This is a genomic window from Candidatus Tokpelaia sp., assembly GCF_008636115.1.
Lineage (GTDB): Bacteria > Pseudomonadota > Alphaproteobacteria > Rhizobiales > Rhizobiaceae > QLZD01.
Map to the genome: position 1 here is coordinate 87,999 of NZ_QLZD01000018.1, position 14,319 is coordinate 102,317.

12 protein-coding genes are annotated in these 14,319 nt (G+C 52.0%); 8 read left to right on the forward strand and 4 right to left on the reverse strand.

All coding sequences use genetic code 11. The features are described 5' to 3' along the window. The first annotated feature begins 64 nt into the window (after positions 1–64). The 7 genes from DPQ22_RS02360 (at position 65) to DPQ22_RS02390 (ending at position 7,595) form a co-directional block, all read left to right on the forward strand. Positions 65–697: a dihydrofolate reductase gene (locus tag DPQ22_RS02360; protein ID WP_150212974.1), complete on the forward strand. Its 633-nt coding sequence runs from the start codon at positions 65–67 to the stop codon at positions 695–697. Positions 698–894: 197 nt separating this feature from the next. Then, positions 895–2,163, forward strand: coding sequence for an FtsH protease activity modulator HflK (hflK, locus tag DPQ22_RS02365; RefSeq protein ID WP_150212975.1), 1,269 nt, complete (start codon positions 895–897; stop codon positions 2,161–2,163). A 2-nt stretch (positions 2,164–2,165) separates the two neighbouring features. Then, a complete protein-coding gene (gene hflC / locus DPQ22_RS02370) occupies positions 2,166–3,035 on the forward strand; it encodes a protease modulator HflC (RefSeq protein WP_150212976.1) in 870 nt (289 codons plus the stop codon). A gap of 178 nt (positions 3,036–3,213) precedes the next feature. Next, the gene (locus tag DPQ22_RS02375) at positions 3,214–4,866 is read left to right on the forward strand and encodes a Do family serine endopeptidase (protein WP_150212977.1); all 1,653 of its coding nucleotides are present in this window, start codon (positions 3,214–3,216) and stop codon (positions 4,864–4,866) included. Positions 4,867–4,877: 11 nt separating this feature from the next. Then, positions 4,878–5,057, forward strand: a complete 180-nt coding sequence (locus DPQ22_RS02380; RefSeq protein WP_150212978.1) for a hypothetical protein — start codon at positions 4,878–4,880, stop codon at positions 5,055–5,057. A gap of 141 nt (positions 5,058–5,198) precedes the next feature. Further along, positions 5,199–6,140 carry a tRNA (adenosine(37)-N6)-dimethylallyltransferase MiaA gene (gene miaA, locus DPQ22_RS02385; RefSeq protein WP_190323099.1) on the forward strand — a complete coding sequence of 314 codons (942 nt, stop codon included), beginning with the start codon at positions 5,199–5,201 and terminating at the stop codon, positions 6,138–6,140. 321 nt (positions 6,141–6,461) lie between these two features. After that, positions 6,462–7,595, forward strand: coding sequence for an ATP-dependent DNA helicase (locus DPQ22_RS02390; protein ID WP_150212996.1), 1,134 nt, complete (start codon positions 6,462–6,464; stop codon positions 7,593–7,595). 269 nt (positions 7,596–7,864) lie between these two features. Here the strand turns inward: DPQ22_RS02390 and DPQ22_RS02395 are convergent, their stop codons facing one another. The 3 genes from DPQ22_RS02395 to DPQ22_RS02405 all read right to left on the reverse strand — a co-directional run bounded on the left by DPQ22_RS02395 (position 7,865) and on the right by DPQ22_RS02405 (position 11,337). Further along, a complete protein-coding gene (locus DPQ22_RS02395) occupies positions 7,865–9,169 on the reverse strand; it encodes a dicarboxylate/amino acid:cation symporter (RefSeq protein ID WP_150212979.1) in 1,305 nt (434 codons plus the stop codon). Positions 9,170–9,459: 290 nt separating this feature from the next. Continuing rightward, entirely contained in the window at positions 9,460–10,761 is a 1,302-nt protein-coding gene (locus DPQ22_RS02400) for a dicarboxylate/amino acid:cation symporter (RefSeq protein WP_150212980.1), read from the reverse strand. Positions 10,762–10,923: 162 nt separating this feature from the next. Beyond that, positions 10,924–11,337, reverse strand: coding sequence for a BA14K family protein (locus DPQ22_RS02405; RefSeq protein ID WP_150212981.1), 414 nt, complete (start codon positions 11,335–11,337; stop codon positions 10,924–10,926). Positions 11,338–11,605: 268 nt separating this feature from the next. On the opposite strand from DPQ22_RS02405, the gene DPQ22_RS02410 reads away from it, so the two are divergent. After that, positions 11,606–13,111: an alanine/glycine:cation symporter family protein gene (locus DPQ22_RS02410; protein ID WP_150212982.1), complete on the forward strand. Its 1,506-nt coding sequence runs from the start codon at positions 11,606–11,608 to the stop codon at positions 13,109–13,111. A gap of 206 nt (positions 13,112–13,317) precedes the next feature. On the opposite strand, the gene DPQ22_RS02415 is transcribed toward DPQ22_RS02410, so the two are convergent. Beyond that, entirely contained in the window at positions 13,318–13,728 is a 411-nt protein-coding gene (locus DPQ22_RS02415; RefSeq protein ID WP_150212983.1) for a hypothetical protein, read from the reverse strand. Positions 13,729–14,319 lie beyond the last annotated feature (591 nt).

The window sequence follows — 14,319 nt, forward strand, 5'->3', positions numbered from 1 at the left end:
ACAAACAGGGGGAAAAGCGGATTTCCCCTTTGCCTGGACGGTATTACCGCATTATAATTGCATTATGGCGAACTTCTTGCACCCCAGACCGCTTATATCCATCATTGTCGCTGCTGCCCGCAACGGTACTATTGGCAGTAATGGCGTCATGCCCTGGCATTTGCCGGGGGATTTACGTTATTTCAAGCGCGTAACTCAGGGCAAGCCGGTCATTATGGGGCAAAAAACATGGCAAAGCCTGCCGCGGCGGCCATTGCCCGGGCGCGCCAATATTGTGCTCACCCGACAGCGCGCTTTTGCGGCGCCGGGCGCTTTTATTGCCCATTCTCTCGAGGAAGCCGTGCAAATTGCCGCAAATTGGGCAGCGGCAAAAAACATAAGGGAAATATTTATTATTGGCGGCGGCACAGTTTTTGCGCAGGCTTTGCCGCTGGCTGACAAAATTTATCTCACGCAAATTCTTGCCGATATTGACGGTGATACATTTTTCAAGCCATCTCTGCCGGCGCATATCTGGCAGAAAAGTGAAAAGGCGGCCCCGGTTTTATCGGCCAAAGACAGCCATGCTTATCATTTTCTGCTGTATCAGCGCCGCCATTGCCGGCGATCTGTGCCAAAAATCAGCAGCTTATGGGCAATTTTCGGCAAAGGCGGCCGGGCTGCTTTGTCGCTCAAACGGCTTTTTTCGGCTGATTGATCGGCCTGCTTGTCGGCTCAACGCGCTTTTCCGGCCTGTCTTCTTTGTCTGTTTTTCCTGCAAAAGGCTGCTTTCAGAAAATATTGCCGCTCTGGCTGCTGATTTTTTGCCGCTGCCATTGAAAACAGGGATTTTCCTGCTTATAAAAAGGCCAGGCAAAACAGGCCTCGGCCGAGACTTGGAATAAGGACACAAATATGCCCTGGAAAAATCAACAGGACGATAAAAACGGCGGCGCTTCCAGCGGCAGCCCGTGGGGCGGGCGCGGCAATTCCAGCGGCGGGAAAAAGATTTTCCCTGTTTCTTCCGGGAAAGGTGGCGCCTCTTCCGGCGATAATAAGGGAGGTGATGATAAAACAGGCGGCCCCGCTGTGCCTGATATTGATGCGCTGCTGCGCAAGGGGCAAAAGCAGATAAAACAGATGGGCGGCGGCTCTCTTGTTTTTGTTATTATGGCGCTGGCTGTTGTTTTTTGGCTGTTTCACTGCTTTTATATTGTCCAGCAAAATGAGCAGGCGGTAGAATTGCGCTTTGGCAAGCCGAAGCAAACAATAGCGGCGGAAGGGCTGCATTTCTATTTCTGGCCGGTTGAGACTTATCGTAAAGTGCCGTTGACAGAACAGGCCGTGACCATTGGCAATGATAATAGTGACGGTTTAATGTTGTCGGGCGATCAGAATATTGTCAATGTCAATTTCTCTGTTTATTATTATATTACCCAGCCTTCCGCCTATTTGTTTAATGTGAAAGATCAAAGCGGCACTGTGCAGCAAGTGGCGGAGAGCGCCATGCGTGAAATTGTCGGCCGCCGCCCGGCCGATGATGTTTACCGCAATCGGCGTGAAATTGTTGCCAATGAAGTGCGCGGCATAATTCAATCTACCCTGGATAAATATGGGCTGGGGGCGCAGGTAAGCCGTGTTTCCATTCGCGAGGCGGCGCCGCCTTATGAGGTGGCTGAGGCCTTTAATGCCGTGCAGCAGGCCGAGCAGGAGCGTAATCGCTCCATTGAGCAGGGTAATCAGGAACGCGCGCGCCTGCATGGCCTGGCCAATGGCCAGGCGGCCGGTATTCGCGAAAAAGCGGCGGCCTATAAAGCCCGCATTGTAGAAGAAGCACGCGGCGAGGCGCAACGTTTCATCACGGTGGAAAGGGAAGCGAAAACTGCGCCGGCTGCAACTCGTTTTCGTCTTTATCTGGAAACAATGGAGCAAATGCTGGCTGTGCCCGGCAAGCTGGTTATTGGCACCGGGGTAAACGGCAATGCTGTTATGCCTTATTTGCCTTTGGATAATTTGCTGCGCTCGCGCCCGCAGCGGGCTGCCTCTGGTGCAGCCATGCCGGGAGAATCTTTATCGGCTTTGCCGGATAGTGATGATAAAGCCGGGGCAATGAGGGAAAAAGCAGCCGGCGCCGCCGGCCTTTATGGTCGCGCCCGGGCTGATTCTGTGACAGAAGTGAGGTAATTATGCGTCGTTTTCCTTTAATTATCGGTTTTTACCTCATTCTGGCGGCTCTTTTTCTTGCCTGGCTGACTGTTTTTATTGTTTATCCGCGCCAGCAAATAGCGGTTAAACGCTTTGGCCAGATTATGCGGGTAGAAACTGTGCCCGGCCTCTATTTCAAACTGCCTTTTATTGATCAAATGGTGATAATTGATGATCGCCTGCGCCGTTATGACCTGCCGACCAAGACAGTGCAGGTGCGCGGCGGTGCTTTTTATGAAGTTGATGCTTTTTTCACTTACCGCATTACCAATGCCAGATTATTTTTGCAGAAAGTGGCTTCAGGCCAGCCTTCTACTGCCGAAGAAGTAAATCTTGCCCCGCGCTTTGATGATGCGCTGCGCGCTGTTTACGGCCAGCGGGATTTTAGCGCCGCTTTATCTTCGGCTCGCGCCGATATGATGCAGGAAGTCAAGCAGCAAATAGCCGGTGATGCGCAATCTTTGGGCATTACGATTATTGATGTGCGTATTCGCCGGACAGACTTGACCAAAGCAGTGTCACAGCGCACTTTTGAGAGAATGCGGCAGGAGCGTGAGGCTGTGGCCGAGCAGTTGCGCGCCCGCGGCAATGAGGAAAAAGACAAAATTATTGCCGCGGCCAATCGCGAATATGAGGAAATTATTGCCGCCGCTACGCGTGATGCCGATATAATGCGCGGGGAAGGCGAAGCCGGGCGGATCGATATTTTGCGCGATGCTATTGCTGTTGATCCGGAATTTTATATGTTCTGGCGGTCGATGGACGCTTATAAGAAAATTAAAAATCTGCCGATGATTATTGCGCCGGATTCCGTTTTTTTTAAATATTTGAAAACACCGGACGGGCAATAATCATAGTGGAATAGTGGCAAGGCCCGGCGGTAATAGGGATTTTGGCCTTCTATTGTGTTGAGGCAAATGTCAACAGGCAGGCGGTGCGCACGCCTTCTGAAAAATACTTGATTGGCAAAGGCGGCAGCCGGACAAGGGGTGATCCCTTTTGTGAATTTTAAATCAGGGGATAGGCATAATGTCCTTAGGCATACGCGGTCTTGTTATATTTCCGGTTATTGCGGGCGCTGTTTTTGCGCTGTGCCTGCCGGTGCCGGGTGGCAGGCTTTATGCTGCTCAGCCTGTTGCTGTTGTCAAAACGGTTTTATCACCGGCAAATGCTGCGCCAAATAAAACGGCACTGTCGCCGGTCGCTCCGGCCTTGCCGCCTGAAGAATCGGTTGCCCCTTCGCGATGGTCAAATTATGAAGCGCCGCAATCTGTGGCTGATCTCGCTGCTGCCCTTATCGGTGCTGTGGTTAATATTTCTACTTCGCAAACAGTAAAGGGAGTAGAGGATAGCAGTAATTTATCGGTGCCGCCGCCGGCTGCCGCACCGGACAGCTCGCCGTTTCAGGAATATTTTCAGGATTTCTTTGCCGATAAAGACGGTAAGGGCACAGTGCGCAAAACACAATCTCTGGGTTCCGGTTTTATTATTGATGCCGAACGCGGGCTGGTTGTTACCAATAATCATGTTATTGCCGATGCTGATGATATTGAAGTGAATTTTTCTGACGGCTCCAAGCTGAAAGCCAAATTACTGGGCAAAGATGCCAAAACAGATATTGCTCTCTTGCAAATTGACCCAAAGGTTAAAAAATTGCAGGCTGTATCTTTTGGCAATTCCGTTCATGCCCGTATTGGCGATTGGGTCATGGCTATCGGCAATCCTTTCGGCTTTGGCGGCTCGGTGACATTGGGCATTGTTTCTGCCCGCAACCGCAATATTAATTCCGGCCCTTATGATGATTTTATCCAGACAGATGCGGCCATTAACCGCGGTAATTCCGGCGGGCCGCTTTTTGATATGGAAGGCAAGGTTATCGGCATCAATACGGCGATTGTTTCCCCTTCCGGCGGCTCTATCGGCATTGGTTTTGCCATTCCTTCAGAATTGGCCTTTGGCGTAGTGCGGCAATTACGTGAATTTGGCGAAACACGGCGCGGCTGGCTGGCGGTGCGCATTCAGCCGGTGACCGCTGATATTGCTGCTTCTTTCGGCCTGCCGGCGGCGGAAGGTGCCATGGTTTCCGGCCTGATTGCCGGCGCTAAAGATGTCGATAATAAAGAATTGCGAGACGGTGATATTATTATGCGTTTTGGCAATAAGCCGGTCGCAAGTGCCCGTTTATTGCCGCGTATGGTGGCGGAAAGCCCTGTCGGCGTGGTTGTCCCGGTCACAATCTGGCGCAATGGCAAAGAGCAGACAGTAAAAGTGAAGCCTGGCCTGCTTGACGAAAAAATGGACGATAGCAGCGCTGATGATGAGCCGCCGCCAGGTGATGCCAAACAAAGGAAAAAAGACAAAGACAAGCCGAAAACGGCGACTACGGGGTTTATTCTGGGTATGCAACTGGCGGAATTGACTGATGATATTCGCAATCAATATTCTATTGTCAAAGAGGTGGAAGGGGTGGCCGTGCTGGCGGTTATACCTGATTCCAATGCCGCAGAAAAACGCATTGCCGCCGGCAATGTGATTGTCGATATCAATCAGGAGGCGGTTAAAACGCCGGAAGATGTTGAAAAAAGACTGGCAGTGTTAAAGGATTCCGGCCGCAAAAATGCTTTGCTAATGCTGGCCGCGCCGACAGGTGAATTGCGCTTTGTTACTGTGTTGCTGGATTAAGGCTATGCCCTATGCGCTTTGATGAAGCTGCCTCTGTTTTAAAGAAAATTTATGAAGAAATGGCGCAAAGAAAGGAAGCCGGTCAGGCGGCGCTTCTGTTTGGCCTGTATTGTGCTGAAGAAATAAAAGCTATGAATTACAAAAACTTTGTAACCAGGCTGGTATTTCTGAGAGTTACGCAACAGAAATGAGAAGGGGGGGTAAAAATCGCCCCTTACATAGAGTTGAAGCCTGTGCTGAAAGAGCGCTTGTTAAATTATGTGAAAATCTGACATATATTTTACAGAGACAAATTTTTAAGCGAAATTTACGAGAATAAGGTCAGATAATTCTTGCCTGAAAAATTTAACAATAAAGTGATTTTGATAGCAGGCTTGACGGCTTCCGGCAAATCGCAACTGGCGCTGGATATTGCCCGCTCTATGAATGCCGGCAAGGGGGGGGCGCAGGAAGCGGTGATTATCAATGCCGATTCCATGCAGGTTTATGATGGTTTGCGTGTTCTGACCGCCCGCCCGCCGGCGGCAGATTTGGCGCAGGCGCCGCATTATCTTTATGGTTTTGTTGATGCTGCCTGCCGCTTTTCCGCCGGAGCGTGGTTGAAAGCGGTAGAAAAACTGCTGCAACAGCCGGAAATGCAGGGTAAAATCTGTATTTTTGTCGGCGGCACCGGGCTGTATTTCCACGCTTTGCTGGGGGGGCTGGCAGAAATCCCGCCAATTAGCGCCGCTGTGCGGCAAAAAGGGCAAAATTTACTGGCGGAAAAAGGGGTAGCCGGCCTTTATGCTGCGTTACAAAGCAGCGATAGCACTATGGCAGCCAGGCTTTCGCCGCAAGACAGCCAGCGCATTATGCGCGCCTGGGAAGTATGGGAGGAAACGGGAAAATCGCTCGGCCACTGGCAGAGCGAGACTAATCCGCCATTGATACAGGCAGAAAAAGCGCGCAAATTGGTGCTTTTGCCGCCGCAAGCGGCTATTTATGCGCAAATCAATGCCCGGGTCGATAAAATGGTGGAGCAGGGAGCGCCGGCTGAGGTGGAAGTTTTGCGCGCCCGCCGGCTTGACCCGCAATTACCGCTGATGAAAGCTGCCGGTGTGAGAGAATTTTACGCTTATCTGGACGGCGAAACAGATTTGCCGGCCGCTATTGACAAAACCAAACAGGCAACACGGCATTACGCCAAAAGGCAGCGCACCTGGTTTAGCCGCCGCTTAAGTCTTGACTGGCAGGTTTTTGTCAGTGCCGCCGCTGCCGGGCGCGCTATTTTTTAAGTTGCCGCTGCTCCCGGCCGAAAATACCGCTAATCGCTTTATTGCAGGAATTGCGTTATTCAGGCGCGGCCGATTGTGTTGATTGGGTGAAGCGCTCTATTGTGAGAGATTCGGCCTGAAGGCAAATAAAGGCCTTGTTTTAACCGGGGGCGCTGCCGCATTATTTTTAGCCTTGCGCTTTTCCGGCCCGATTCCGGCGGGTGCAGCCCTATTACCAGGCTTTTGCTAATCAGGCAGGGCAGAAAATGGGCTGGGGAAAGACACTGTTACAAGCACTATTTCTGCTTGCTTTCCGGCATGGAATCCTGTTTTGTTCCACATATGCAATTTTCACCGCAACAAGAGCAGGCGCTGGATAATGTCGGCGCCTGGCTTAAGCGCAAGGACAGCCCGGTTTTTCGTCTGTTCGGCTATGCCGGCACCGGTAAAACAACGCTTGCCCGCCATTTTGCCGAGGGGGTAAAGGGTGATGTGCTGTTTGCCGCTTTTACCGGCAAGGCGGCGCAAGTATTGCGCGCCAAAGGCGCACGCAATGCTCGCACTTTGCATTCGCTGATTTATCGTCCGCGCGGTGAAGATAAGGAAAAAGACGAAAAAACCGGCAAAACATCTATTGTGCCGACTTTTTCGCTCAATCGCGACAGCCCGGTGGCACAGGCTGATTTGGTTATTATCGATGAATGCTCAATGGTAGATGAAAAACTGGGGCGCGATTTATTGGGCTTTGGCACACCGGTTTTGGTATTGGGTGATCCGGGGCAATTACCGCCTGTCTCCGGCGGCGGCTTTTTTACCGAAAGCAAGCCGGATTTTTTATTGACGGAAATTCATCGGCAGGCGCGAGATAATCCCATTATCCGTCTGGCCTTGGCGGCGCGCGAAGGCAGAGAAATTGCCCTTGGCGATTATGGCAAAGCGCGGGTTATTTCTCGCTATGCTATGAGTAAAGAGGATATGGCTGCCGCCGTATTGGCGGCCGATCAGGTGCTTATCGGCACAAATCGCTCACGCCGCCTTTATAATCAGCGTCTGCGGGATTTGAAGAATTTTACTGCTTTATATCCGCAGGCGGGCGACAAGCTGGTTTGTCTGCGCAACGACCCGGCCAAAGGGCTGCTGAACGGCTCATTGTGGAAAGTGATACAATCTTCCCGCGAAACAGTGAAACCGGGGATAAATTTGCTGGTGCGACCGGAAGAAGAGAGCGGTGAAGTGGTAAAAATCAAACTGCTGAAAACGGCGTTTGAACTGACGGGAGAAGAAGTGCCGTGGGCGGTGAAAAAGCGTTATGATGATTTTGATTACGGCTATGCTTTAACCGTGCATAAAGCGCAAGGTTCGCAATGGGATAAAGTGGTGCTGTTTGACGAAACTTATGCTTTTCGTGATATGAGCGAACGCTGGCTTTATACTGCCATTACCCGCGCTGCCGAAGAAATTGTGATAGTGCGGTAGAGCCTGTAGGGCGAAATCAGGCTGTTTTGCGCTTTTCTGTCCGGCCGATGTAATCGGCGGGGAGCGCCGTGATGCGGCGGGCTTGGCTCAACAGGTGAGGAAGGGTGACAGCGCAGAGCTGCCAGTGGGTAAAGAAGGCGGCAGAGAGCGGGATAAGGCAGCAAGGAGCGCCGTGAGTGCCACAGGCTGGCCTGTGGCACGACAGGGACGAGGAATCAAGCGGCGAGGAGGGCACTATTCCGGCGGGAATAAAAGGCCTTTGCCCGGCTTTATTGCCTGTCATTCAGGGCTTGGTGCAGTTGTTCCTCATTCAGCTCATTTTCCCATTTGGCCACAACAATACAGGCGACAGCATTGCCGATAATATTGGTGAGCGAGCGGCACATATCCATAAAACGGTCTATCCCCAATATTAGCGCCATGCCGGCTGCCGGCAAAGCGGGGACAACCTGCAAAGTAGCAGCCAGCGCAATAAAGCCCGCACCGGCTACCCCGGCCGCTCCTTTGGAAGACAGCATGGCCACCAGCAAAATCAAGAGCTGCTGGCCGAGAGAAAGATGTATATCCAAAGCCTGGGCAATAAATAAGGCGGCAAGGGTCATATACATATTAGTGCCGTCAAGATTAAAGGAATAACCTGTCGGCACTACCAGCCCAACTACTGATTTTCTGGCTCCGGCCTTTTCCATTTTCTCCATCAGGCTGGGCAAGGCAGATTCAGAGGAAGAAGTGCCTAATACGAGCAGCAATTCATCTTTTAAATAGCGTAACAGGGCAAAAACAGAAAAGCCGCAACGGCGGCAAACCGCGCCCAGCAGCAGGGCAACAAACAGAAAAGCCGCCAGATAAAAGCTTAGCACCAGATAAGCCAGATTGACAACTGAAGCAATGCCGTAAGCGCCAATAGTGAAAGCCATGGCGCCAAAAGCGCCGATAGGCGCTGCTTTCATGATAATAGCCACTAATTTGAAAATCGGGCTTGTCAACGCCTGGATAAAATCCAGAACCGGTTTGCCTTTATCCCCCGCTGCGCCAAGGGCAATGCCGAACAGCACCGAGAAAAACAGCACTTGCAGAATATTGCCGGAGACAAAGGCAGAAACGACAGTAGCCGGAATAATATTAAGCACAAAAGCGATAAAAGAGAGATCATGCGCCTGTTCAAGATAATGCGAGACAGTGTTGCGATTAAGCGTGGCCGGGTTAATATGCAGACCATGCCCGGGCTGTAGCAGATTGCCGATAATCAGGCCGATAATCAGCGCCAAAGTGGAAAAAGTGAAAAAATAAAGCAGCGCTTTACCGGCCACCCGGCCGACTTTGCGCAAATCGCTCATGCCGGCAATGCCGCTGGCAATGGTTAAAAAAATAACCGGGGCGATAATCATTTTAACCAGCTTGATAAAAGCATCACCCAGAGGTTTGAGCGCTTCGCCCAGGCCGGGCCAGAAATAGCCGACAATAATGCCGCAAATAATGGCAAAGAAAACCTGCACATAAAGGCGGCGATATAAAATGCGAAAATTATAGGCTACCCCGTTTTCAAGGATAATTTTCGGCTCTTTTCCCGGCATAGGCTTCCCCTTTACCTCTTGTGCAACAGACAAGGCTGCCGGCCTTTGCCGCAGCCGCAATAATGCCAATAGCACAAAAGGCGGGAGAGCGCCAGTCCGGCGAATATTGTGGCGGGGAGGGGCGCGGCCCCGACAGGGACAGATAATATTATTGCCTGCTTTATGTGCCGCCCAAAGTCTTGCGCAGCCGTGATTCGTCCAGCTCGTTTTCCCATTTGGCCACAACAATGCAGGCACAAGAGGCGGGGAGGGGCGCGGCCCGACAGGGACAGATAATATTATTGCCTGCTTTATGTGCCGCCCAAAGTCTTGCGCAGCCGCTTTTCGTCTAACTCATTTTCCCATTTGGCCACAACAATGCAGGCAATAGTATTGCCGATAACATTGGTGAGAGCGCGGCATTCCGACATAAAGCGGTCTATCCCCAATATCAGGGTCAGCCCGGCCACCGGCAAATCGGGAAGAACCTGCAAAGTCGCCGCCAAAGTGATAAAACCGGCACCGGCAATGCCGGCCGCACCTTTGGAAGACAGCATGGCCACCAGCAGGAGCAGGATTTGCTGCCCGAAAGGCAGGTGAATATCCAGTGCCTGGGCAATAAATAATGTTGCCAGCGTCATATAAATATTGGTGCCGTCGAGATTAAAAGAATACCCTGCCGGCATAACCAGCCCGACTACAGTTTTTTTTGCCCCGGCTTTTTCCATTTTCTCCATCAGGCTGGGCAAAGCGGATTCAGAGGAAGATGTGCCCAGCACCAGCACCAGCTCATCTTTAATATAATTGAGCAGCGAAAAAATGGAAAAGCCGCAGCGGCGGCAGACAGCGCCGAGAACAAGCACAATAAACAGCAGGGAAGTAATATAAAAAGTCAGCACCAGATAGGCCAGATTGGCAACAGAGCCAAGGCCGTAACGGCCAATAGTAAAGGCAATAGCGCCAAAAGCGCCGATGGGCGCTGCTTTCATCAATATGGCCACCAGTTTGAAAAAAGGCACAATCAGCGCCTGAATAAAGTTTAAAACCGGCTTGCCTTTATCTCCCACAGCGCCGAGCGCAATGCCGAACAGCACGGAGAAAAACAGCACTTGCAAAATATTACCTTCGGCAAAGGCAGAAACAACAGTTGCAGGGATAATATTCAACAGGAAAGCGATAATTGAAGTATCATGCGCTTTTGCGGCATAAGCGGCAACGGCCGCCTCGTCCAGCGTGGCCGGGTTAATATGCAGGCCGTGCCCGGGCTGCAGCACATTGCCGACAATCAGGCCGATAATCAGTGCCAAAGTGGAAAAAGTGAAAAAATAGGCAAAAGCCTTGCCCGCCACCCGGCCGACTTTGCGCAAATCGCTCATGCCGGCAATGCCGCTGACAATGGTCAAAAAAATAACCGGGGTAATAATCATTTTAACCAGTTTGATAAAAGCATCGCCCAGAGGTTTGAGCGCTTCACCCAGGCCGGGCCAGAAATAGCCGACAATAATGCCGCAAATAATGGCAATAATAACCTGCGCATAAAGATGGCGATAAAGATTGCGGAAAGAATAGACTTTCTTGCCTTCTGTTATACCGGTTTTTATTTTTTGTACCATAGCGCCTCTTGTTTCTTTTTGCCGCTGCCAGGCCAGCGGATCACGGCCGGAAAAACAGATTACAAGAATTTATGACAGGTAAAAAGCGTAAAAGCAAATACAAAATCGCAGCCCGGATTGCCGCCTTGCCGGCTCTGCGTAAATGCCGGCCGGGCCGAGCCACTATGGCCGGCTGTAAGGTGAAACACAGGGGACGCGCGCCGGCCGCAAAGTGCCGCTTTTGTCAAATGGACGGTAGCTGTTATCTGTCGCCCGATAAGAGGGGTGGTTGTTCTGGCACCATTGCCGGTGATTAACGGCTTTATTTGGGTCAATAATCCGGGCAGGGCGGTAGCGCACCCCCGGCGCGGTAAATTGCGGCCTTGCTGCGGCTTTGCCGCTGCCGCCCGCCTGCCCGGCAAAAGACTGCCGCGCCAGGGGCGGCGCGTGATAAGGCGCGGCTTTAATATAGGGATTGCCGCTTAAATCTACCGCCTGCGCCGCGGGAAAGCCGCCAATAATGGCGGAATTTATGATCAAAGCGGCAAGGCACCGGGCTGAAGATAAAATATTATAGAAATGGGGCGTTAACAGCATAATTGGTCTCTCAAATTTGTTGCCTTACCTTAACCGGCTGTTTGTGTTTTATTTTGCCAATAAAAGTCAATTTTGGCAGCAGCAGCGGCAGGGTCAGGCTACAATTTTGCACAAAAAGGCGGATATATAGTAAAAAACGCTAGGAATTCCACCGCAATCATGCCAAAAAGACGAGAGCGGGCAGGGGTATGCAGCAGCCAAAAGGCGCTTTGCGCTGCGTTGCAGCGGGTGAAAGCTTGCTGCCAAGGAGAGAGGAATACACCTGATAATGGAGCAGATAACGGCTTTTTTCAAGGATATAAGCACAGCTATAGTCCCGCTGAATAATTTTCTCTGGAATTATATTCTGGTGGTTGTGCTGGTGGGGCTGGGGCTGGTTTTTACCCTTTCTTCCCGTTTTGTCCAGTTTCGCTATTTTCGGCGTATGTTTGCCCTGCTATGGCGCGGCCGCGCTTTTGAAGATCAGGGCAAGGAGCATTTAAGCTCGTTTCAGGCCTTGATTGTGTCGCTGGCCGGGCGGGTCGGCGGCGGTGCCATTGTCGGTGTGGCGGCGGCTATTTCACTGGGCGGCCCGGGTTCAATTTTCTGGCTTTGGGTGGCCGGGCTTATCGGCATGGGCACCAGTTTTATTGAATGCACTTTGGCGCAGGCCTATAAGCGCTTTGGCACAGAGGGGTCTTTCCGCGGCGGGCCGTCTTTTTATATTACTTACGGTTTGGGCAAAAACTGGCGCTGGCTGGCAGCAGTAGTATCTGTTTTTCTGTTTGTCACTTATGGTTTTTGCTTTAACGGCGTGCAGTCTTATGCTGTAGCCAATTCCGTGCATGAGGCTTTTAATGTGCCGCTATGGGTTTTGTCTCTCGCTTTGGGTGTTGCCGTGGCCGGCATTATTATGGGTGGTTTGCAGCGTATTGCCAGAATATCGGATATTCTGGTGCCGATTATGATTTTCGGCTATATGGCTATGGCTATTGTGGTTATTGCGCTGAATATCAGCGCTGTTCCCGCTATGTTTCATCTCATTATCAGCAGTGCCTTTGGGCTGGAGCCGATGATTGGCGGCGGCATTGGCGCCGCCGTGGCCATGGGGGTGCGGCGCAGCCTGTTTTCCAGCGAGGCAGGTCTTGGCTCTGCCCCCAATGTGGCAGCTACGGCTGACGTCAACCACCCGGCTGATCAGGGGGTAATGCAGGCTTTTTCAGTATTTATTGATACGGTAATAGTGTGTTCGTGCACGGCTTTTATTATTTTGCTTGGCGGTGTTTATGCCCCCGGTATGGATAGCAGCTTTTCCGGCATTGTGCTGACGCAGGAATCCCTTGCCGCCAGTGTGGGTGACGGGGGCAGGATTTTTGTCAGCCTGGCTTTAATGCTGTTTGCCTTTACCACGATTATTTACAATTATTTTCTGGGTGAAAACAGCCTGAGCTATTTCGGTATCAAAAGCAAAGGGGCAATTTTTATTTACCGTGCTGTTGTGGTGGTGATTTGTATGATTGGCGCTTTTGCCGATCTGGCTACCGTATTCAGCTTTGCCGATCTGGCGATGGGGCTGCTGGCCTGTTCCAATATTATTGCTCTGGCGCTGCTTATCAAGCCGGCTTTGCGCCTTATTCGCGATTATGACCGGCAGTTGAAAAACGGTGTCAAAGATCCGATTTTTGACGGAGCGGCCTTTGGGCAGCAAGGTATTGACCTTGAAGTCTGGAATAAAGAGCGGCTGGAAAAAGCGCTGATCGAGCGCAATGCCTATGAACGGGCCGATATAATGTGACCGGCAACCGGCGCCGGGCGGCTTGAGACAGGTTGTTTTTGCCGCCCTTGCCGCCCTTGCCGGCTGACGCGCCGGTACTGTGTACAGGTGCTCCGCCGCTGTATAAGCGCGCGCCGGCAAGCCCCGCGCAGTTTTATCTGGAAATATTGCGGATTATCCGCCGGCGCTGTATAGATGCGCTAGCAAACTTGCCCGGGCCGGAGCAGTTAATGCAATGTCGGCGGAGTATTGGCAGAAGAGCCGCCGGAGCGCGGGCAAAAAGCGGCAGCGGTAAACAGGAGCCAGCCGCCAATCATTAACAGGCCGCCAAGCGGTGCCGCATAAGGGAAAAGCGGCCGGCCATAATATTGCAGCGCCAATAGCGTTGCGGTAAACAGGCTGCCGCCCAAAAAAATGAGCAAACCGGCCAGCCGCGGCAGGCAGCTTTCTGTTTTGCCTAACCCCAAAAGCAAAAAGACCGGGGCATTGCCCAGCAGAATCGGGGCAAAATCACCATAAAAGCCGCCAATATGTTTGGCAGCGGCAAAAGCGGCAATACCGCCGGCGCCAAAAATACCGCCGACCAGACAGAAGAAGCGATGACAGAACAGGCGGCGGTAAAGGGGAAGAGTGGGCATGATTTTCCTTAAGTCAAAATTGGGCAATGCGTGTTTGAAAGGCGAGCTGTGCGCTCACAAGCGGCTTTGCTCTTGCCGGGCGTGCTGCTCATTATGCCGGTTTTAGCGTGTAACAGCAAGCGCCTCATTATTTTATCGGCACCGGGCCGGCGGATAGAGGCCGTTCTTGCTGTTTTCACTTTACCACTTTGCCGGGGTAGCGCGCTCTGGCCGATGATGGGCCGGACTTTCGCCGGGAATTACAGGCAATTCGAAAGGCAATCAAGCCGCAACGCTGCTGCCCGTGAGCGCGCAGCCAAGGGTAGCATAGCTCATCAGAAACCGAAGGGGCACGCGGAGCGTGCAAACCGAAGGGGCGCGCGGAGCGTGCAAAACGCGGTCAAGCCGCAACAAGCCGGCGGTGTAGTATCATTTATCAGGAAATATAGCGGATATGGCGCGGCATGGCCATATGGCTTATCAGAAAAATGGCTTAAAGCCTGGCCGGTGAGCAGTGCGGCCGTGGCGCGCCGGGGCGGCCGTTCTGCTGCCGCCGGCACAGCAAATAATTTTGCATAAAAGCGGCCACAGCCTTGCTTGCGGCAGCAGTCG